Raw genomic sequence first — 21,615 nt, 5'->3', positions numbered from 1 at the left:
ATCCTGATAAGTAAAATTATTTGATTTCGGGTAAAAAAAATCGACCAAAAGTAAAAATGTACACAAACAACTTAATTCGTTTCATTTTTTTGTTCAATATTTTCATGTATTATTGTACTTACAGAAAGCAACTAAGCAAAAATGCCTAAAATAATTAGAAAGGAGAAGCGATTTATGATTAATACAGATATTAAGCTGAGAGTATCCAATATTGATAAATCCTTTCCGGGGGTAAAGGCATTAAATCAAGTTAATTTTGCAGTGAGAAAAGGAACCGTTCATGTTCTATGCGGTGAAAACGGAGCAGGTAAATCTACCTTAATGAAAGTGATTAATGGTATTTACCGGCCGGATGCAGGTGAAATTCTTATTGATGAGAAACCTGTGGATATTAAAAATCCGATACAGGCAAGAAGTCTTGGTATATCAATGATTTTTCAGGAGCTTAACTATATACCGGAAATGACCATTGAAGAAAGCCTTTGTGTAGGAAACTGGCCCAGGGACAGGTACGGACGTATAGACTGGAAGGAAATCAGAAAACGGACGAGAGAGCTTTTAGTTAAGGAGAATCTGAATTATAATCCGGAAACAAAGCTAAAAGAATTAACCGTATCGGATATTCAGATGTTAGAGATTTTAAAAGCCATATCTTATAACTCGGATATTATCATAATGGATGAACCTACATCAGCAATTACCAATAAAGAAGTGGAGGTATTATTCCAAAAGATTAATGAAATAAAGAGCCGCGGCGCTTGTATCATTTATATCTCACACAAAATGGATGAAATATTCCGGATCGCAGATGAAATAACAGTATTCCGTGACGGATGTGTGGTAGATTCAAGACAAATTAAGGAATACGACTTAGAAACCGTAATATCCCAGATGGTAGGAAGAAAACTGGAGAATAATTTTCCAAAGGAAGAGATAAAACTCGGAGGAGAAATATTAAAAGTTCAAAGCCTTACCCAAAAAGATAAATTTGAAGATGTCAGTTTCCACGTAAGAGAAGGTGAAATAATTGGCTTTGCGGGATTAATGGGAGCAGGCAGAACTGAAGTTATGAGAAGTCTGTTTGGGCTTGACCCGTATGAATCCGGTGAAGTTTTTATTAAAAACCAGAAAACAGTGATTAAAAATGTGAAGAGCAGTATTGATAAAAAAATGGTTATGCTTTCCGAGGACAGAAGAAGATTTGGTATCATTCCGGTCAGAAGCATTAAAGAAAATGTTGCGCTGGCAAGTCTTAAAAAATTCATTTACAACGGAAAACTTCATGAAGACGAAGAAAATAAAGCGGTAAAAGAATTTTGCGCAAAGATGAATGTGAAAACTCCTGACTATGAAACAAAAATTGAATCTTTAAGCGGCGGAAACCAGCAAAAAGTTATACTTGCAAAATGGATGGTTACTGACCCGGATATCTTAATTGTGGATGAACCTACCCGAGGTATCGATGTAGGTGCCAAATATGAGATTTACAAATTAATGACTGAGCTGGCCAAACAAAAGAAAGCCCTCGTTATGGTTTCTTCCGAACTACCGGAGCTGATTGGAATGTGTGACAGAATCTATATCATGTCAAAAGGAAAAGTTACCGGCATGTTAACCAGGGATGAATTTACACAAGAGAGCATTATGGCCTATGCAACCGGTACAAAAATCCAGAAAGAGGTGAAATAAATTGAATACCAAAAGTTTAACAGGAAATAAGATGTTCGCAAACATCAAAAGTAAATACAGTATCTATTTCGTTTTAATAGCATTATTCATCTTCTGCTGGCTGGCAAATAAGAACTTCGTATCCGTAGCCAATCTGCAGAATATTTCAACACAGATTTCGGTAGGTACCATTTTAGCGTTTGGGCAAACCATCCTTATTATATCAGGTATGCTTGATTTATCTTCCGCTTCGGTACTGGCATTAGCAGGTGTCCTTTCCATTTCCTCATATACCGCTACAGGTTCCTTAACAATTAGTTTTATCGTTGCGGTGCTGGTGGGTGTGGGCTGTAACGTATTAAACGGTTTGATGGTTACCAAATATAAAACACCTCCCTTTATTGCAACCTTGGCTATGATGGCTATGGCAAGAGGAGCAGCCCTCCTTTATACCAACGGTCAGAATATTTACCAGATCGGTGATTATGTCAAATTTGGCCAAGGCAAGATATTTGGTATCCCGACACCCATGATCTTTCTTGTCGGAACACTTATCGTTACCTGGTATCTCTTAAGACATACCGTGTTTGGACGTTCCATTTACGCAATCGGCGGTAATGAAGAAGCTGCCAATGCTTCCGGTATTAATGTAAACCGAATTAAAATGAGAGCATTTATAATCAATGGTATTTTAGTTGGTATTGCCGGAGTATTATTTATGTCCCGTGTTAATGGCGGTATGCCAAACGGAGCTATCGGATATGAATTTAAAGCACTTACCGCAGCAGTCATCGGCGGTACAAGCTTCTCAGGCGGTATCGGAACTGCATCAGGAACACTTGCAGGTGCCTTTATCGTAGGTTTTTTAGATAACATCATGGTATTAGTAGGTGTTAACTCCTACTTACAGCAAATTGTCCGCGGCGCTATCATAGCACTTGCTGTTATGTACGACATCTGGGCAAAAACCATGAGAAAAAAACGCTAAACTTTTAACTGTCTATGATAGGGTAAGCCCTATTTAGAATAATAAAAAAATCAGGAGGAAAAGGTATGAAAAAATTGTTGGTTCTAACAATGGTAGTAGCATTAATGGCTTCATTATTTACGGGGTGTTCCCAAACGAAAAATCAGGGCACCAAAGATCAGGGTACCAATACAGTTACCGAGCAGACCGGTGGGGAAGATACGAAAACAGAAGATCAAAGTAGTGGGGAAAAAGTATTTCGTATTGCCTATATCGCGAGAGCGCAGGCAGATTCCTTCGCAGCCTGGTTAGCAAATGCAGTAACTGAAGAAGCTGCAAAATATCCTAATGTTAAGTTAGACGTATTTGACGGTCAGGCTTCTGATGATACGGAAAACTCCTTAATTGAAAATGCAATCACCAACAAATATGATGCAATCATTGTTCAGCCTAACAATGGTGAAGCACAAAGACCTTATGTAGAAAAAGCTGTTGCAGCAGGTATCGTTACTATTACAACCAATGCACGTATCAGCGGTATTGAAGGCGCATCTTCCGTAGATGCTGATCCATACGCACAGGCAGCTGTTAATGCGGCATTAGCACTTGAACAGGTTCCTCAAAATGCTAACGTAGTTGTACTTTTAGGACCTCCCGGAAACTTCCATGCTGATCAGAGAGAACAAAGCTGGCAGAAAGAATTTTTCGATAAGAGACCGGATGTAAAAATCGTTGGTAAAGAAATCGCTAACTGGAATAAAGACGAAGCTATGAACTACATGGAAACATGGGTACAGGCAAATGATAAAATTGATGCAATCATTGCTATGAATGATAATATGGCAGCAGGTGCATTAGAAGTTGTAAAAGATGATGCTAAATTTGCTAATATTTTAGCTTACGGTGTTGACGGTACTGCAGAAGCTTGTCTGTTAATCAAAGACGGAAAAATGACTTCTACAAGCTTACAAAGTGCATATGACCTTGCAACTTCCTTACTTGACACTGCTAATAAATTATTAACAGGTGAAGAAACTCAAATTGATATCGATATTGACTGTCCGTTAATTACAAAAGACAACGTAGACCAATATATCGAAATGCACAAAAAATCCGGTGCAATTAAATAATAAGATTCACAAAGTATTAGGTAAGAATTATTTGAAGAAATATCTGGGGTTTATGCGGAAATTAACATTGAAATGAATTTCCAAAAGATATGGGTTGTATTCGTAAAAAACATAATTCGTAATGCAACCCATGTATTTAATATAAGTTTCAAACTAAGTTTTAAACAATGAAAGCTTGAAAGTAGTGAGTCACAAAAATACAGAAATTAGAAAGACAGAGCTTCATTGATAAAAAGGAGGATTTTAAAATGACGAATAAAGCAATATTTATGCACGGTACCAATGATATGATCTGGAAAGAAATTGACATGCCTGTCGTTCATGATAAAGATGTTTTAGTTAAAGTTGATATTGTCGGAATCTGCGGTTCCGATGTCCATTATTACCAGCATGGAAGAATCGGTGATTTTGTGGTTAATGGTGATTTCATTCTTGGCCATGAATGTGCCGGCGAAGTTGTAGCTGTGGGTAAAGAGGTAAAAAATCTGGCAGTTGGCGACAGAGTTGCTTTAGAACCAGGTAAAACCTGCGGTAAATGTGAATTCTGTAAATCAGGACAATATAATTTATGCCCGGATGTGGAATTCTTTGCTACCCCGCCTTATCACGGCGTATTTGCCAATTATGTGGCCCATCCGGAAGATATGTGTTTTAAACTGCCGGATAATGTTTCTAATCTTGAGGGTGCACTTGTGGAACCCCTTGCGGTGGGACTTCACGCAACAGGTAAAGGAAACGTGAAACTGGGAGATACCGTTGTGATCTTCGGAACCGGCTGCATTGGCCTTGTTACTCTCTTATCCAGTAAAGCAAGAGGTGCTGCTAAAATAATCGTAGTGGACGTTCTTCCTAACAGACTTGAAACAGCAAAAAGGCTTGGCGCTACCCATGTAATCAATGCAAAAGAAGAAAATGTACTATCTAAAATAGATGAAATTACGGATGGACAGGGAGCACATGTTGTAATTGATACTGCAGGTGCAGAAATTACCGTAAAACAAACTGCTGATGTTGTAAAACGCGGCGGTACCATAGTACTTGTTGGAATGACTCCAAAAGATGAAGTGGAATTTAATTTTATGAAACTGATGGGTAAGGAAGGCGAGTTAAAAACCATCTTCAGATACCGTAATTTATATCCGGTAGCAATCAATGCCATTGCAAGCGGAGCAATCAACGTAAAAGATATCGTAAGCCATGAATTTGATTTCGAACAAACAAAAGAAGCATTTGATTTTGTTGTAAGTAATGCCAAAGATGTAGTGAAAGCTGTTATAAAAATCGGCTAAGGAAAATTGGCATAACTTGAAATCTAAACAGAATAATAAAATAATAACAGAGGTTGTTGCAAGAATAATAAATTTATCTGGTTTAGGGCAGGAATATTTCCCTGAGCAATATAGATTTAAATTTTTGCAGCAGCCTTTTTTTAAATGATGATATTAAGCATAGACAACTGTGTTTACAGCCTATAACAGGAGGTATACGAATTCAAAAGCAGCGGCTAAAGATTTTATGAGTATGAGTTGGAAAAGTAATAAAGTAACGTATAATTACTAAAAAAGTAACGATATATATTGCAATAAAATAACGTTTTGTTATATAATAAATTATCGAAATAAAAAAGCTGCTATTAAGCACGTAAAGGGTGTAATTATGAAAAATGATAAAATAAAACTCAGTGATATAGCTAATGTGCTGGGCATATCTAGTATCTCAGTCAGCAGGGCACTTTCCGGCCAGGGTGGTGTCAGTGATGAATTAAGGGAAAAAGTAATAACAAAAGCTAAAGAAATGGGTTATCTGAAGGTGAGAAGCCTGGAACAGAAAAGGGTACTGGTACTTCATCAGAAACCCTTTATCCAGGATAACAGTAATTTCAGTCATATCATGCAGGGAATGGAGAAGGCATTGCAGGATGCTAACCTGGAATATGATATGGAATTTACGGACAAAAAAAGCCAGGCTGACTTAATTCTTCCGAATAAAATACAAAAGGGAGCTAATTATGACGGATTAATTTTTATAGGAGGCTTTGATAACTCCTATATGGATTGTATTATAAAAAAAATCAAGAACTATGTATGTTATACCGGTTATTCCCCTTCAAAAAACTGCGATTGTGTCTGGTATAACTTTAATAACGGAAGTTATAAGCAATGTGAGTTCCTGATAGAAAAAGGTCATAAAAAAATCGGATACCTGGGTAACAATAAAGGGTATGTCAGCAGAGAAAAAGTGCTGGGGATTAGTTTGGCCTTAGAGAATCATAACCTGGAGATATGGGAGGAATATTATTTTTATTCAGAAGAGAACTATGGAGAACTTTTGGATATGATCAGACAGAACAATGGTCCGACGGCAATTATCTGCCAATGGGATTACACGGCTTTGAAATTAATTAAATATCTCCATGATAACGGGGTGAAAGTACCGGAGGATATATCAGTAATGGGATATGGTAATACAGAGATGTCGGCTCTTTGTATTCCGGCACTTACAACCATGGAAATTCACATTGATTATGCCTGCCAATCTACGGTTGGGCTTCTTTTAAAAAGGTTTGGCATATCGGATAAACCCTGTGAGAATATTATGATTCACAGCACTTTGGTTGAACGGGATTCTGTTAAATTCATAAAATAACAGCCATCGGTTTTTAGAAAGAAATAAAAATAAATGAGGGACTACTAATGGAGAGTAATATTTTAACTGATTTTATTAAGGAACATAAACTTTCCTATATCATTGGGTTGGTGTTTATGTTCCTATCCTCCTATGTACAGACGCTATTTCCAAAGATTCTGGGAAATACTGTGGATATTTTAAAAACAAAAGGTTTTCAGGAAAATAGAGTGTATGCCAATATCGGGTATATCCTGCTTATAGCAGCAGGAACCTTTGCATTTACATATATCTGGAGGAACTTAGTTATCGGAAACGCAAGGAAACTGGAATGCTATTTAAGAGAAATGCTGTTTGATCATTTTCAAATACTTTCTCCCGAGTTCTACAGCAAAAGGAAAACCGGAGACTTAATCGCATATGCTATCAATGATATTAATGCGGTACGGCAAACGTTAGGGCCGGCCTTATCTATGGCTATAAATGGTATTGTGGTCTGTGTGATATCCATATATTCCATGGTTCTTGCGGTTAACTGGCAGCTTACGCTTTTGTCCCTGCTTCCGGTTCCGATAATGGTATATATCATGATTTATATTGGTGGTCTGGTCAAACGGCGTTTTAAAAGGGTACAGGAGACATTTGCTGCAATTTCAGACCGTGTAAATGAGAATATAAACGGTATGCGGGTCATTAAGGCTTACGTACAGGAAGATAAGGAAGTAGAAAAATTTGAAAAGCTGAATAATCAAATGGTAGAAACAAACCTGGATATGATTCGTGTTTCTGCTTTTTTAGCTCCTTTAATTGAAATCTGCTTTACGGTCAGTTTTGTATTTAATCTGATTTGGGGCGGGAATATGGTACTGAAGGGGAGAATTTCACTTGGAGATTTTATTGCTTTTAACGGATATCTGACCATGATATTAGCTCCTGTTATTTCCATCGGACAGGTGACCACCATTTTTCAAAGAGGTATGGCCTCTTACGGCAGGCTGAATGAAATACTGCGAGTAAAACCACAAGTTAAAAATGACGGTTCTGTCCGTGATTTACCAAAGGCATCGATTAACATAAATAAGTTATCCTTTACCTATCCGGGAGCAGAAAAGCAAGCCCTTAAGAATATAAGCCTTACAATTCCAAAGGGCCATACCTTGGGGATCATAGGTAAGACCGGTTCCGGTAAAAGTACGCTGATTCAGCTGTTGCTTAAATTGTATAACGTAGAAAATGGCAGTATTTTTTATGGAGATACGGATATTAATGAGTATAAGAATGAGGCAATTAAGAACGGAATCGGATTGGTTCCCCAGGATAACTTTTTATTTCATGCATCCATTTCGGATAATATCCGGTTTTTTAAGGATGTTTATACGGATGATGCGGTAGAGGAAGCAGCCAGAAATAGTTGTATCTATGATAGTATTATGGAGCTGTCGGATGGATTTGAGACTATTTTAGGGGAGAGGGGAGTTAATATATCAGGAGGACAAAAACAGAGAATATCCATTGCACGTGCACTAGTAAGGAATCCGGAGATATTAATACTGGATGATGCCCTTTCGGCGGTTGATACCGTGACAGAATCCAGGATTCTTAATAACTTGCGTACTTTAAGAAATAATAAAACTACGATTATTGTAGCCAGCAGAATTTCTGCTGTGAAACAGGCTGATGAGATCCTTGTTATGGATAAAGGTGAAATAAAAGAAAGGGGTACTCATGAGCAATTGATAAAGAAAGGGGGCATCTATCATGAAATCTACCAGTACCAGTTTGGAACCGGAAATTTTGGGAGTATCAGCTAAAGCGGCTAAAAAGAAAAGTTTCAAACGGCTTATGTTATTTAACCTGCCCCATAGAAAGAAAATTCTGATTGCAGCACTATGTGTGCTGTTAGTCAACGCAGCAATGCTTGCCAAACCCTATATCCTTAAAGTAGTAATTGATGATTTTCTGACTAAAAATACAACTCAAAAAGGATTCTATTCCTTAACCGGTATGGGAATCCTCTATTTTGCCGTAGTAATACTCGGCGGATTTTTAAATATTGTACAGATTAATATAATCAATAAGGCAGGTCAGGAAATATTACGTACCTTACGTGGGCAGGTATTCAAAACAATCCAGTTCCTTCCACTTAAGTTTCTCGATAAAACCTCCTCCGGCAGTCTGATTACCAGGGCTACCAATGACGTGGAGGCGCTCAGCCAATTGTATACCGATGTATTTATGAATTTTTTTCGGGATATATTCTTAATCCTAGGTATTGTGCTTGCCATGTTTATAATGGATGTAAGACTTACCTTTGTTTCGTTTTGTGTTATCCCTATTATGTTTCTGTTTATTTTTTTATTAAGGACTAAAATAAAACAGAATTTCAGAAAGATGAAAACGCTCATTGGAAGAATCAATGGTTTTATGGCTGAAAATCTGTCAGGCATGAAGCTGATTCAGATTTTTAACGGAGAAAAGGAAAGAAAAACTGACTTTAAGGAACTCAATGACGGATATTATAAAGTAACCTCATTTCAGGTCTGGATGAACAGTTTCTTAAAACCTGCAGCAAATGTTTTCCGGAATATTACCGTGGCTATCTTAATCTGGTATGGTATGGATAAAATAGCAAATCAGACATTACAGATAGGCATCCTTTATGCATTTACCACTTATATTCAGCAATTTTTTGAGCCGATTTCAGATCTGGCTGACAATTATACCAATATACAATCCGCTTTCGTTTCAGCCGACCGAATTTTTGAATTATTGGATCAGAAAGAGGAGCTGGAAGACCTGGACCAGGGTTTCAGTATGGAACGGATGGATGGAGATATCGAGTTTAAACATGTCTGGTTTTCTTACAACGAAAAAGACTGGATACTAAAGGATGTGAGTTTTATCGTACCTGCAGGTCAGACGGCTGCTTTCGTCGGGCAGACAGGGGCAGGGAAGACGACGATAATCAGCCTTATCAGCGGATTTTATACGATTCAAAAAGGTGAAATCCTGATCAATGGAATCAATATTAATGAAATCAAAAAAAGGGATTTAAGACGTAATATTGCGGTTGTTCTTCAGGAGGTATTTTTATTTTCCGAAACCGTAAGTAAGAACATTTCATTAAATAATAAAATCGAGTCTTCTGTTATAGAGGAAGCGGTTAAAGCTTCTTATGCAAAGGAATTTGTGGATGGGTTTCCCAGGAAAATTAATGAACCGGTTATGGAAAGAGGAAACACGCTTTCTGCAGGTCAAAGGCAGCTGATATCTTTTGCAAGGGCTATAGCCCATGATCCTGCGGTTATTGTTTTAGACGAGGCAACTGCCAATATAGACTCCCAAACTGAAATCCTGATTCAAAAAGCAATTGAAAATATGTCCAAAAACAGAACGGCTCTTATCATTGCCCACCGGCTTTCTACGATACGTAATTCGGATAAAATAATTGTACTTTCCGAAGGCAGGATAGTAGAGAGCGGTAATCATGAGGAGCTGATGAAAAAACAGGGTTATTACAGCGATATGGTTTTAGAAGGAGAAAAGGTTTCTTAATTACTTAAGTGGATTAAGTTTAAAAAAGCAGGATTAAAATCAAGCCGGATGATATGATTTTTGATATATACTGATAGCCCTTGATGAAAGAAAGGAACTTCAGACATGAAATTGTACAGTAAATACTTCAAAAAATACAAATTTCCGTTTTTGGTAGCAGTTTTTTGTGTAGCGTTAGAGGCGGTTTGCGATTTACTAGGTCCTACCCTTATGTCAAATATCATAAATACGGGAATCGAGAAAGGCTCCTTATCCCATGTAACATATTGGGGATTCAGGATGTTACTCGTTACCTTAGTGGGAGCCTGTTTTGCCATTACAAGAAATATTCTGGCCAGTAAAGTATCACAGCGGATGGGGGCAGATCTAAGGTATGATCTCTTTGAGAAAATCGTATATTTTTCTGAGGATAGTGCTGATAAAATTGAGAGCGGTTCCCTTATTACCCGTATGACAAATGATACGGCGCAGATAACTCAGTTTGTAAACGGGATTATGCGAATTTTTCTAAAAGCACCTATAACCTGTATCGGCAGTATCGTATTAGCCACTCTTTTAAATTTTAAGTTAAGTCTGATTATTTATTCGGTTGTTGCAGTCGTTGCTGTTTTTATCATCGTCAGTATGAAGTTAAGCTATCCAAGATTTTATCAGTTACAGAAAGCTATGGACAAAGTTAACCTTACCGTACAGGAATATCTTATAGGGGTGCGGCTGGTTAAGGCTTTTGGAACATATGATAAAGAAACGGAACGGTTTACTGAGACAAATATAAATCTTATGCAAAAGGGTATAGCTTCCCAAATTGTAATTACTATAATCGCTCCTTTAATGACACTTACAGTAGGCATTGGTACAGTAATCGTCATTTATCTGGGAAGCAGATTATTTACTGTTAATCTGGCAACACCGGGCGATATCACAGCATTTACCATTTATATGGCGCAAATACTTACTTCATTAATTATGATTACCAATATATTTAATACCTTTGTTCGTACTAAGGCATCAACCTTAAGAATTAAAGAAGTATTCGACTGCGAAGGAGATTTTACCGAAGAGGGTGATAGAGTAGAATTAAACGGTTCCATTGAATTTCAAAATGTGACGTTTGCTTATCCCGGCGGCAGTGGTGTACCGGCTATAAAAGATTTATCTTTCACTGTGAAAAATGGGCAAAGCCTTGCGGTTATAGGCCCGACAGGCAGCGGTAAATCTACAATTGCCTGGCTTCTTCTCCGGTTTTATGATGTGAACAGCGGTAAAATTTTAATAAACAGGCAAGATATAAAAGCTCTGAGTATTAACTCAGTACGGGAGAATATTGCAATTGTCCCTCAAAAACCCATGTTATTCTCCGGTACGGTAGCCCAGAATATCAGCTGGGGAGACTCTAATGCGGATGAGGAGATGCTTCATATGGCCGCGGATAAGGCCCAGGCTGGATTTATCAGCCAGATGCCGGAAGAATTTGATAGTTTATTAGGAAGTTCAGGGGTTAATATATCAGGCGGACAGAAGCAGCGTATCTCCATTGCCCGCGGATTACTAAAGAAGTCTTCCATACTGATATTGGATGATGCAACCAGTGCCCTGGATGCGGTAACAGAAGCAAAAGTCAGGGATAATCTAAACGCGGGTATAAGGAACCAGACTATAATTACTATTACCCAACGCTGCGGAACGGCAATGGCCTCCGATAAAATACTGGTAATGGATAATGGGATAAAGGTTGGATTTGGTACACATAAGGAACTTATGAAGAATTGTGAGATCTATCAGGATATTTACCATTCACAAATTGATGGCAGCAGGGGGGTGTAGATATGGCACAGGAAATAGTAAGACAGGAAGCGAAAATGCCTTCAATCGGAGGAAGATTTGGCGGAGGGGGTAATCGTTTTGCGCCTGCCGCTAAACCGAAGAACGCAAAAGGTACCATTTTCAGAATTATAAAAATCTATATGAGATGGGCAAAAACCATTTTTCTAGCCATGTTTTTAACTGTATTTTCCTCTGGTATATCCGTCTTAATTCCTTATTTCGTCGGTAAGACATTTAATACCTTTCATATTGCAACCCATATAGTGGAAACAAAAATACTCCTGGAACTGCTTTCTATAATCGCATTGCTTTATGCAGTTAACTGGATTCTTTTTTGGATTAACGGTGTGATTATGCTTAAAGTTTCCCAAAAGCTGGTATTTACGTTACGTTCCGAATTTTTTAATAAGATGCAGAGGCTTCCGCTTAAATTTTATGATACCCGTTCTCATGGGGATACTATGAGCAGAATCACCAATGACGTGGATAATATCAGCTCCACCATAGCGCAGACCACAACCCAGTTAATATCCAGTATATTAACTCTTTTAGGTTCCTTTACGGTGATGATTACATTAAATATACCTCTTACTTTTGTTGTATTGCTGTGTATACCTTTGGTAATAATACTGACAAAGATGATAGCCTCAAGAAGCAGGGGGTATTTTAAATCCCAGCAGCAAAGCCTGGGAGTATTAAATGGTGTCATAGAGGAAAATATATTGGGACTAAAAATGGTAAAAGCGTTTGGTAAGCAGCAGGATATACTAAAACAATTTAAGGAAATCAACGAAAAGTTAAATGAAAGCAGCAGTAATGCACAGATTTGGTCCGGTTACATGATGCCGCTTATGAATGTGATAAATAATTTTATATTTGCGGTCGTTGCGATAGTGGGTGGAATTTTATCGGTCGGTTATGGTCTGGCTGTGGGTACTGTAGTTAGTTTCTTAAGTTATTCCAAACAATTCTCCCAGCCGCTTAATGCCGTCGCGGGAATGTTTAATACGATACAATCAGCTTTAGCCGGTGCGGAACGTGTATTTGAAATATTGGATTATGAAGAAGAGCCGGCTGATGTCAAAGAAGCAGTCCCTATGGAAAATCCCAAAGGAGAAGTTAGCTTTGAGAATGTATATTTTTCCTATAATTTGTCAACACCGATACTAAAGGATGTAAGCTTTCAGGTCGGGGCAGGAGAGGTGGTTGCTTTAGTTGGTGAAACCGGTGCGGGGAAAACCACGATTGTAAATCTCCTTACAAGGTTTTACGATACGGACCAGGGCAGAATCCTGATTGACCAGGTTCCGATTACTAATATAAAACGTAACAGTCTTAGGAAGTGTTTCTCAGTTGTATTACAGGATACCTGCCTTTTTACCGGCACTATTATGGATAATATCCGTTATTCCAGAACAGATGCAACAAGAGAACAGGTAATACAGGCAGCAAAAATAGCACGGGCTCATGATTTCATTGATAAATTACCAAAAGGTTATGAAACGAAAGTATCCGGTTCTACCGATAATTTAAGCCAGGGTCAGCGCCAGCTGATTGCCATAGCCAGAGCAGTGTTGTGTGACAGTCCCATACTGATTCTGGATGAGGCCACCAGCAGTGTGGATACAAAGACAGAAAAAGATATTCAGCGTGCTTTATTAAACTTAATGAAAAACCGTACCAGCTTTTTAATTGCCCATCGTTTGTCCACAATCCGGGATGCGGACAATATTATGGTAATCGGAGACGGCAGGATTTTGGAAAGCGGAAATCATAAGGAGCTAATGGAGAAAAAGGGAAGCTATTATAATATGGTAATCAGCCAGATGGGAAGATTGCCGGATATGAATTCAGCCACATAAGATTTTTTATTCATAAAATGGAGTTTTTCAAGCATAACCTTTACAACTATGCTGCAAAAACTTCTTTTTTATTTATAAGGGAAGTTCGCTGAACTTCTTTTCCAATAGGATACGGACTTGCCAGCTTAGTTCTTGACTAAACCCGGTTGTAAGAGTAAATTGAAATATATGGTATACTAGTGATATAATAAAAAAGAAGTATACAAATGCAGAGTGATTTAGAAGCACAAATCGATAAATGTTAAATATTTGTATTGGCTTTTGACGCTCTAGTAAAAAATAACTTTATATAAAGTAATTGATTGGAGGATTCATGAATATACAAAAAATAAAAAATTATTTTAACACAACCGGACATAAACCGAATTTCGGACTCCGAGAATTATTAGGTTATATAGGTCCGGGTTTATTGGTAACCGTAGGTTTTATTGATCCCGGTAACTGGGCCTCCAATATCGCGGCCGGTTCCGAATATGGGTATAAACTCCTTTGGATGGTAACACTTTCAACTATTATGCTGATATTGTTACAGCATAATGTGGCACATCTGGGCATCGTTACCGGTGACTGTCTCTCAGAAGCAGCCAAAAAACATTTGAAACCATGGTTATCTGAGACTGTCCTTTCTACCGGTATTATAGCAGCGGTATCAACAGCGATGGCAGAGATATTAGGGGGTGCAATTGCTCTGAATCTGTTATTTCATCTGCCTGTTAAATTAGGTGCAGTGCTGATTTTAATGCTGATCATTGCTTTACTGTTTACAAATACATATAAAAAACTGGAGAAATGGATCATGGGTTTCGTGTCCATTATAGGAATTTCCTTTCTCTATGAGTTAAGCAAGGTTCATGTTAGCTGGGGTGAAGCAGTAAGTGGCTGGACGGTTATACAATTCCCCGCCGGTTCAATGCCTATTATTATGTCTGTACTTGGTGCAGTTGTTATGCCTCACAATTTATTCCTTCATTCGGAAGTGATACAGAGCAGACAGTGGAACCTGGAGGAAGATGCAGTTATAAAGAAACAATTAAAATTTGAGTTTCTGGATACCCTAATATCCATGATTATAGGGTGGGCAATTAACAGTTCTATGATAATCCTTGCAGCCACCACCTTTTTTGTTAATCATGTGAAAGTGGAGGAATTAGGTCAGGCTCAGCAGATGCTGATTCCTATTGTAGGTAATTTAGCAGCACTTGTATTTGGAATTGCGCTGCTTTTATCCGGAATCTCTTCCACAATGACGGCCGGAATGGCAGGTGGGTCTATATTTGCCGGAATGTTTGGGGAACCGTATGATATTAAAGATAGACATACCAGAATCGGAGTAGTGGGAATTCTGACATTAGCAACTTTTGTGATCTTTCTGGTCGGCGATCCGTTTAAAGGTCTTATTTACAGCCAGATGCTTTTAAGTATTCAGCTTCCTATAACAGTATTTCTGCAGATATATTTAACATCATCGGAAAAGGTAATGGGAAAATACAAAAATTCTCTCAGGCATAACCTTGTACTTTGGTTGATTGCGGTAATATTAACTGTTTTAAATGTAATGTTGTTTTCAAGCTATCTGTTTTAATATAATACTTTTTTATAAAGATATAATATTTTCTTAAGGATTGATTTAGGCTTTTCCATTTTATTTTTACAGGAATTATGATATACTATATAAATTCTTAATTACTTTAGGAGGATTTATGTTTGGTTATGTAAATATTTATAAACCTGAATTGAAAATGAAGGATTTTTATAAATATAAAGCATATTATTGTGGTTTATGCAAGACCTTAAAAGATAGATATGGACGTTTAGGTCAGATGACTTTATCGTATGATATGACATTTCTTATTATATTGCTTACTTCTTTGTATGAAAGTAATACGGTAAGAGACCAAAACCGTTGTATCATACATCCGGTAAAAAAGCATGATACTTTATGTAATGAAATAACAGAATATGTGACTGATATGAATATTGCATTATCCTATTATCACCTGCTGGATGACTGGCAGGATGAAAAAAGTATAGCAGGACTTGCAGGTTCCAGAGCATTAAAAAGAGCTCATAAAAAAATCAGTAAAAAATATCCCAGACAGTGTGAAGAAATAAAGAATAGTCTTCAACGTCTCAATGAGTGCGAGAAAAATCATGAAACAAATATTGATATAGTTTCACGTTGTTTTGGCGAATTGATGGCAGAATTGTTTGTTTATCGGCAGGATATTTGGGAGGAAAATTTACGGAAAGTTGGATTTTATCTCGGCAAATTTATATATATTCTGGATGCATATGATGATCTTGAGAAAGATATAAAAAACAAAAGTTACAATCCTTTAATTACAATATATAAAACAACGTCCTATGAAGAAAACTGCATAAATATGTTAACTATGATGATGGCAGAGGCGACGAAAGAATTTGAAAAACTACCGTGTCTACTGGACATTGATATACTTCGTAATATATTATATGAGGGAGTATGGACGAAATTAAATACCAAAAACCAGAGAAATGAAAAGGAAGGAACATAATTATGATAGCAAATCCATATAAGGTACTTGAAGTTTCACCAAGTGCGACCAATGATGAGATTAAAAGAGCGTATAGAGAGTTAAGCAGAAAATATCATCCGGATTCTTATGTGAATAATCCTCTTGCCGGTCTTGCTGAAGAGAAGTTTAAAGAAGTACAGGAAGCTTATGATCAAATCATGAAAGAACGGGAAAACGGACACAGCGGAGGATATAACAGCGGAAGCACTTCCCAGACTGCCTATAACAGCGGCTCGGAAGAAGATAACGTTCACATGACCTCTGTATATAACTATCTGGCAGCCAGACGGTATAATGAAGCTCTTAATGTTCTTTCCGGAATTTCAAATCGATCAGCCAGATGGTATTATTACAGCGCGGTAGCGAATGCCGGAATGGGAAATAATCTGATTGCTTCCGAGCATGCCAGACAGGCTGTAAATATGGAACCTACCAATACAGAATACAATAACTTTTTAAACCAGTTCCAATGGCAGAATCAAAGATACCAGACTAACCGCACCAATATGGGTGGTGGTTATAATATGGGGAATTTCTGCTGTGACTTATGGTGTGCGGATTCTTTATGTGAATGTATGGGAGGAGATTTGTGCTCATGTTTCTAAATGCAAAAAAACTGTCTTTCTTAGGACTTTTACTTGCATGTGCCGTTTTAATGGTTATCTTAAGCGGTCTATTAGAATTCAATACACTATTTCTTTTAGCAGGAGCATCTTTTGGTGTTGGAATTGCTATAAGAGAATGCGGACTTAGATTTGGATTTGGTTTTTATATCGCCAGCATTTTTCTTAGTTTTTTTCTGGCACCCAATAAGTTTTACTGTATTACTTTTGCGGCTATGGGATTTTATCTGGTAGCTGCAGAATTTATTTACCATAAACTTTCATATGTGAAGTGGGATATGGGCAAACGATTGTTAATCTTATGGGTAATTAAATTTTTAATTTTTAATATTATGTTTATACCCACCTTAATCTTTTTACCAAAATTATTTTATCAGGGTGAGATGAATACTCTATTATTAGCTGCATCTATATTTATCGGACAAATTTCATTACTAGTATATGATAAAGCATATAGTTATTTCCAGAAGTTCATCTGGGGAAAAATACGGGGTAAATTGCATTTATAAAGGCATTTGTTAATAAATTGGTACTATATTAATAATCACTAAAGAAAATTTTAAGACAATTCTTAAAGTGCAGAAAATCCAGGGCATAAGCCATGGATTTTTGTGATTAAACCGGCTGTTATGATACTGGTAGTAATGTTATTAAATTAAATATTACGTTAATATTAGAAAATATAAGTTTAGAAGAATTTACCAAAAATATAAAAAACACTTGCCTTATAGTTAACTCTAAGGTATAGAATAAAAAGGTAACAGGGACATATCCGTATGTCTGGGATAAAGTATTAGTAAGGTTCGGTATATTCCGGCATATCAGGGTACTTCTGGAATTAATTTTATATTGGAGGAATAAGGATGCAGTACAGAAATTTTGGAAAAACAGATTTTAAGGTATCGGCATTGGGATTTGGTGCAATGCGACTTCCTACACGGGAAAATGAGAACGGTGACAGGCTTAGCGAGAGCATTGATGAAGCAGAAGCAATAAAGATGATACGCCATGCAATTGATCAGGGAGTGAACTATGTAGATACTGCGTATGGTTATCATAAAGGAAATAGTGAAATTGTGGTAGGGAAAGCTTTACAGGATGGATATCGGGACAGCGTAAAACTGGCTACCAAGTCGCCGGTATGGCTGATCAATAAACCGGAGGACTTTGACAGACTATTACAGGAACAGCTTACTAAGCTGCAAACAGACCATATTGATTTTTACCTGCTGCATGCTTTATCCAGAGACAGATGGAGAAATACTATTTTAAAACATGATGTGCTAAAGTATGCTGAGGCAGCGAAGCAGGCCGGTAAGATTGGGCATATCGGTTTTTCATTCCATGATGAGGAAGAGGTTTTTTTTGAAATTATTGATGGATATGATAAATGGGAATTTTGCCAGATACAATACAATTACCTGGATATTAATGAGCAGGCTGGTATGAAAGGCTTAAAACATGCCGCTTCCAAAGGTCTGGGAATAGTTATTATGGAACCTCTATTAGGCGGAAGACTTGCTAATCCTCCCCAGGATATAAGGGAAATTCTTGATGAAAATGGTAAAAAGCGTTCCCCGTCGTCCTGGGCTCTTCAGTGGTTATGGGATCAACCGGAGGTCTCAGTGGTACTTAGTGGTATGAGTAATTTACAGCAGGTAGAGGATAATTTGGCATCTGCCGATCAATCTGGTGTGGGGCTTTTTGATGCGGAGGATCAGAAAGTAATTGAGAGAGTCAGAACAAGATACAGTGAGAGAGCAGCTATACCATGTACCGGATGCAGTTACTGTATGCCATGTCCAAATAATGTAAATATACCCAGGAATTTTGAATTATATAACGGCAGTGTAATCCATGATGATGTGGAAGGCTCCCGTACTACTTATAATAATTTCTTTGATGAAGAAAATCGTGCATCTGCCTGTATTGGCTGCAGAATTTGTGAGGAAAAATGTCCTCAGAAAATCATGATCAGTGATTGGATGCCTAAAGTGCATAGTGCATTAAAGTAAATATTTAAAATGCGTGCAGTAAATTTTAAAATTATATTTTAATATAGTATAAAAAAGAAGTGTACAGAAATTCTAATGAATCATGTACACTTCTTTATTGTTTATCTGCTTCTGTCACTTCCTTTATTGACAGGATTATCTTCTTTTAAACCAAACACTGCACGTGCACTTTCTGCCTGTGGATCATGTTTTATATGTTTAGAATGAAATGTCCCATCATCTTTTTTATGGTTCTTAGTACTTTTCGCCTGATTATGTGCCATTTAAGCCTCCTTAATATTATTATTCTCTATCAGTATGGTCATCTTTTATTTTTTTATTCCGGTATACAATTGTTATAAAATGTCGATTTATGCTATCGGCATGAACTTTTAAATAGAGATGCTTTTTGCACCTGTAATAGTGACTTAGATTACTTGTACAGATTCTTCATGGAAGCTAAAATAAGTATAAGATGCATGGTTTACTAATCGTTGCATCAATAATATCTACAGAAATATCTGCAGAAAAGAGGAGATCATTATGAAGGTGGGCAAATTTGAAAAAAGATTTCAAATGAAAAGTTTAAAAACCAGGATTGTTGTTTCTGTTGGTACGTTACTACTTGCAGTTTGCTGTATATTTGGAGGGGTGGCTTATTATTCTTCCTATAACTCCCTGTTAACAAATGTTAAAGTGGTATTACCTCAGGTTGCTTACGAAGCTGCTACTATACTGGAAACAAAACTGGATGCTAAATTTTCCGCGTTGGAAGCAGTAGCACAATTGGATGTAATACAAGATCCTGCCGTACCTATAGATCAAAAGATTGCAGTTCTGGGTGATCAGGCCAATACATCAAGATTTAAATCAATGACACTGATGGACTTAGATGGTAATTTTCTATCGACGAAAACAAAAATTAATGCTAAAGACAGAGAATATTTTATAAATGCTGCAAACGGCAAAAGATTTGTATCAGACCCCATTATATCAAAGACAGGTGACGGATCGATGTTAATTATATATTCTGTCCCTGTTAAATATCAGGATAAAGTTGTGGGGGTTTTAACAGGAACTGCGGATTCGAATGCATTCAGTATGTTTTGTAATGACATAAAATTCGGAGACTTTGGAAGAGCATTTATAGTGAATCAGACCGGTGTAATTATAGCGGATCCTAATAAGCTTAATGTTCAGAATCAGGTTAATAATATAGAAAATGCAAAAAATGACCCGTCATTAGTACAACTAGCTGAAATTGAAACTAAAATGATAAAAGGTGGTACAGGATTCGGTTCATACCTTGATAAAGATATTATTACAAAAGAGAATGCAACAGAAGGTGCAAAATTAACTTCCGAAGTGTTAGGAAAAGAAGTGGATCCTGATAATTATAAAGGTATTGAGAAGTATTTAGGATATGCTCCCATAAAAGGCACAACCTGGTCTATCGCTGTTACGGCTCCGAAAATGGAAGTGTTTAATAAACTAAATGAGATAACAGGGATGATTTTCTCTATTACTATTATATTACTCCTTATTAGTTTGGGTATTGCTTTTATACTTGCCGTTCAGATCACAAGGCCTATGAAAGAAGTGGTTACTTATCTGAAATTGGTTGCTGCCGGAGATTTTACTGCACTTGTTTCTCCTGTTTATCTGAAAAGGAAAGATGAGGTAGGTATATTAACTCAAACAGTAGATGAAATGCAAAGATCATTAAGTACACTGATCCGGGGAGTAAATGATGCTTCAACCAGAGTAAATAATACCATATATGATGTTCAGGTTAATCTGTCCGGATTAAACGCGGGGATCGAGGATATTTCTGCAACAACGGAACAATTATCGGCAGGTATGGAAGAAGCAGCAGCTTCCTCTTTGGAAATGAATGTTACGACGGCTGAGATAGAAAGTGCTGTTGACAGTATAGCGAAGAAAACCCAGGATGGAGTTATTTCCGCAGGTGAAATTAACAGACGTGCGAATGAACTTAGGTCCAATGCCCTTTCTTCAAGGCAGCAAGCAGATAAGATATACATAACTACACAAAATAATCTGAAAAATGCTATTGAACAATCAAAAGCGGTTGAGCAGATAGGGGCTTTATCCGATGCCATATTACAGATAACCTCTCAAACTAATCTTCTGGCGTTAAATGCGGCCATAGAAGCGGCAAGAGCCGGTGAGGCCGGTAAAGGTTTTGCCGTTGTTGCTGATGAAATAAGAACACTTGCTGAAGATTCAAAGAACACAGTAAATAAAATACAGGATGTTACCAAAAAAGTGGTGGATTCCGTTGAAAACCTGTCACTGAATTCAGAAAAGGTACTGGAATTTATTGATAAACAGGTAATCAGAGATTATAAGGATATGGTAGTCACCGGAGAACAATACAGTAAAGATGCTGCGTTTTTAGATGAGTTCCTCACAGATTTGAGTGCCACAACGCAACAACTGGCAGCTTCCATACAAAACATAATTAAAGCAATTAGTGAAGTAAGTATTTCCTCTAATGAGGGTGCGATTGGAACTTCTGATATAGCTAGAATGTCTGGTGATATATTAAAAGGATCCAAGTTGGTTATAGACGAGACTTTAAAGGTAAAGGAAAATTCAGACAAATTATTACTAATGGTTAAACAGTTTAAAATTAAAGCTGATTGATCGAAATAACGATTGCTTTCCACAATTCTACATTTTGTTGCCCACATAAGTTACGAAAACCGTTACCCCCGCAAAATTTGCGGGGGTATGGTTTTTAATTATATATAACATCCTTTAAAAATCGAATAAAAATATAATGTAA

General features: G+C 37.2%; 16 protein-coding genes. 15 read left to right on the top strand and 1 reads right to left on the bottom strand.

Going from position 1 to position 21,615, the window contains the following annotated elements:
- Positions 1-174 precede the first annotated feature (174 nt).
- The 14 genes from RBU59_RS05665 (at position 175) to RBU59_RS05600 (ending at position 18,824) form a co-directional block, all read left to right on the top strand.
- Positions 175-1,689, top strand: coding sequence for a sugar ABC transporter ATP-binding protein (locus tag RBU59_RS05665; RefSeq protein ID WP_330698488.1), 1,515 nt, complete (start codon positions 175-177; stop codon positions 1,687-1,689).
- A gap of 1 nt (position 1,690) precedes the next feature.
- The gene (locus tag RBU59_RS05660) at positions 1,691-2,656 is read left to right on the top strand and encodes an ABC transporter permease (protein ID WP_330698487.1); all 966 of its coding nucleotides are present in this window, start codon (positions 1,691-1,693) and stop codon (positions 2,654-2,656) included.
- Positions 2,657-2,721: 65 nt separating this feature from the next.
- Complete coding sequence (locus RBU59_RS05655) at positions 2,722-3,765, top strand: sugar ABC transporter substrate-binding protein (protein ID WP_308146906.1); 1,044 nt, start codon at positions 2,722-2,724, stop codon at positions 3,763-3,765.
- A gap of 248 nt (positions 3,766-4,013) precedes the next feature.
- Positions 4,014-5,054 (top strand): NAD(P)-dependent alcohol dehydrogenase, encoded by a 1,041-nt coding sequence (locus tag RBU59_RS05650; protein WP_308146905.1) that lies wholly within the window; start codon positions 4,014-4,016, stop codon positions 5,052-5,054.
- A 367-nt stretch (positions 5,055-5,421) separates the two neighbouring features.
- Positions 5,422-6,411 carry a LacI family DNA-binding transcriptional regulator gene (locus RBU59_RS05645; protein ID WP_308146904.1) on the top strand — a complete coding sequence of 330 codons (990 nt, stop codon included), beginning with the start codon at positions 5,422-5,424 and terminating at the stop codon, positions 6,409-6,411.
- 47 nt (positions 6,412-6,458) lie between these two features.
- Positions 6,459-8,201, top strand: a complete 1,743-nt coding sequence (locus RBU59_RS05640; RefSeq protein ID WP_308146903.1) for an ABC transporter ATP-binding protein — start codon at positions 6,459-6,461, stop codon at positions 8,199-8,201.
- Positions 8,149-9,945, top strand: coding sequence for an ABC transporter ATP-binding protein (locus RBU59_RS05635; RefSeq protein WP_308146902.1), 1,797 nt, complete (start codon positions 8,149-8,151; stop codon positions 9,943-9,945). The genes RBU59_RS05640 and RBU59_RS05635 overlap by 53 nt, the downstream gene beginning before the upstream one ends.
- A 105-nt stretch (positions 9,946-10,050) precedes the next feature.
- Positions 10,051-11,769 carry an ABC transporter ATP-binding protein gene (locus tag RBU59_RS05630; protein WP_308146901.1) on the top strand — a complete coding sequence of 573 codons (1,719 nt, stop codon included), beginning with the start codon at positions 10,051-10,053 and terminating at the stop codon, positions 11,767-11,769.
- A gap of 2 nt (positions 11,770-11,771) precedes the next feature.
- Positions 11,772-13,631, top strand: coding sequence for an ABC transporter ATP-binding protein (locus RBU59_RS05625; RefSeq protein ID WP_308146900.1), 1,860 nt, complete (start codon positions 11,772-11,774; stop codon positions 13,629-13,631).
- Positions 13,632-13,944: 313 nt separating this feature from the next.
- Positions 13,945-15,213 carry an Nramp family divalent metal transporter gene (locus RBU59_RS05620; protein WP_308146899.1) on the top strand — a complete coding sequence of 423 codons (1,269 nt, stop codon included), beginning with the start codon at positions 13,945-13,947 and terminating at the stop codon, positions 15,211-15,213.
- Between the two features lie 118 nt (positions 15,214-15,331).
- Positions 15,332-16,165, top strand: coding sequence for a DUF5685 family protein (locus RBU59_RS05615; RefSeq protein WP_308146898.1), 834 nt, complete (start codon positions 15,332-15,334; stop codon positions 16,163-16,165).
- Between the two features lie 2 nt (positions 16,166-16,167).
- Positions 16,168-16,791: a J domain-containing protein gene (locus tag RBU59_RS05610; protein WP_308146897.1), complete on the top strand. Its 624-nt coding sequence runs from the start codon at positions 16,168-16,170 to the stop codon at positions 16,789-16,791.
- Positions 16,782-17,318, top strand: coding sequence for a hypothetical protein (locus RBU59_RS05605; protein ID WP_308146896.1), 537 nt, complete (start codon positions 16,782-16,784; stop codon positions 17,316-17,318). Before RBU59_RS05610 ends, RBU59_RS05605 begins: the two co-directional genes overlap by 10 nt.
- A 354-nt stretch (positions 17,319-17,672) precedes the next feature.
- Positions 17,673-18,824, top strand: coding sequence for an aldo/keto reductase (locus RBU59_RS05600; RefSeq protein ID WP_308146895.1), 1,152 nt, complete (start codon positions 17,673-17,675; stop codon positions 18,822-18,824).
- Between the two features lie 101 nt (positions 18,825-18,925).
- On the opposite strand, the gene RBU59_RS05595 is transcribed toward RBU59_RS05600, so the two are convergent.
- On the bottom strand, positions 18,926-19,087 hold the full coding sequence (locus tag RBU59_RS05595; protein ID WP_308146894.1) for a CPC_1213 family protein: 162 nt from the start codon (positions 19,085-19,087) through the stop codon (positions 18,926-18,928).
- 259 nt (positions 19,088-19,346) lie between these two features.
- On the opposite strand from RBU59_RS05595, the gene RBU59_RS05590 reads away from it, so the two are divergent.
- Positions 19,347-21,473 (top strand): methyl-accepting chemotaxis protein, encoded by a 2,127-nt coding sequence (locus RBU59_RS05590; RefSeq protein WP_308146893.1) that lies wholly within the window; start codon positions 19,347-19,349, stop codon positions 21,471-21,473.
- Positions 21,474-21,615 lie beyond the last annotated feature (142 nt).

The sequence above is a fragment of the Anaerocolumna sp. MB42-C2 genome (assembly GCF_030913705.1).
GTDB lineage: Bacteria > Bacillota > Clostridia > Lachnospirales > Lachnospiraceae > Anaerocolumna.
This window is presented reverse-complemented; position numbering and strand designations above follow the sequence as displayed.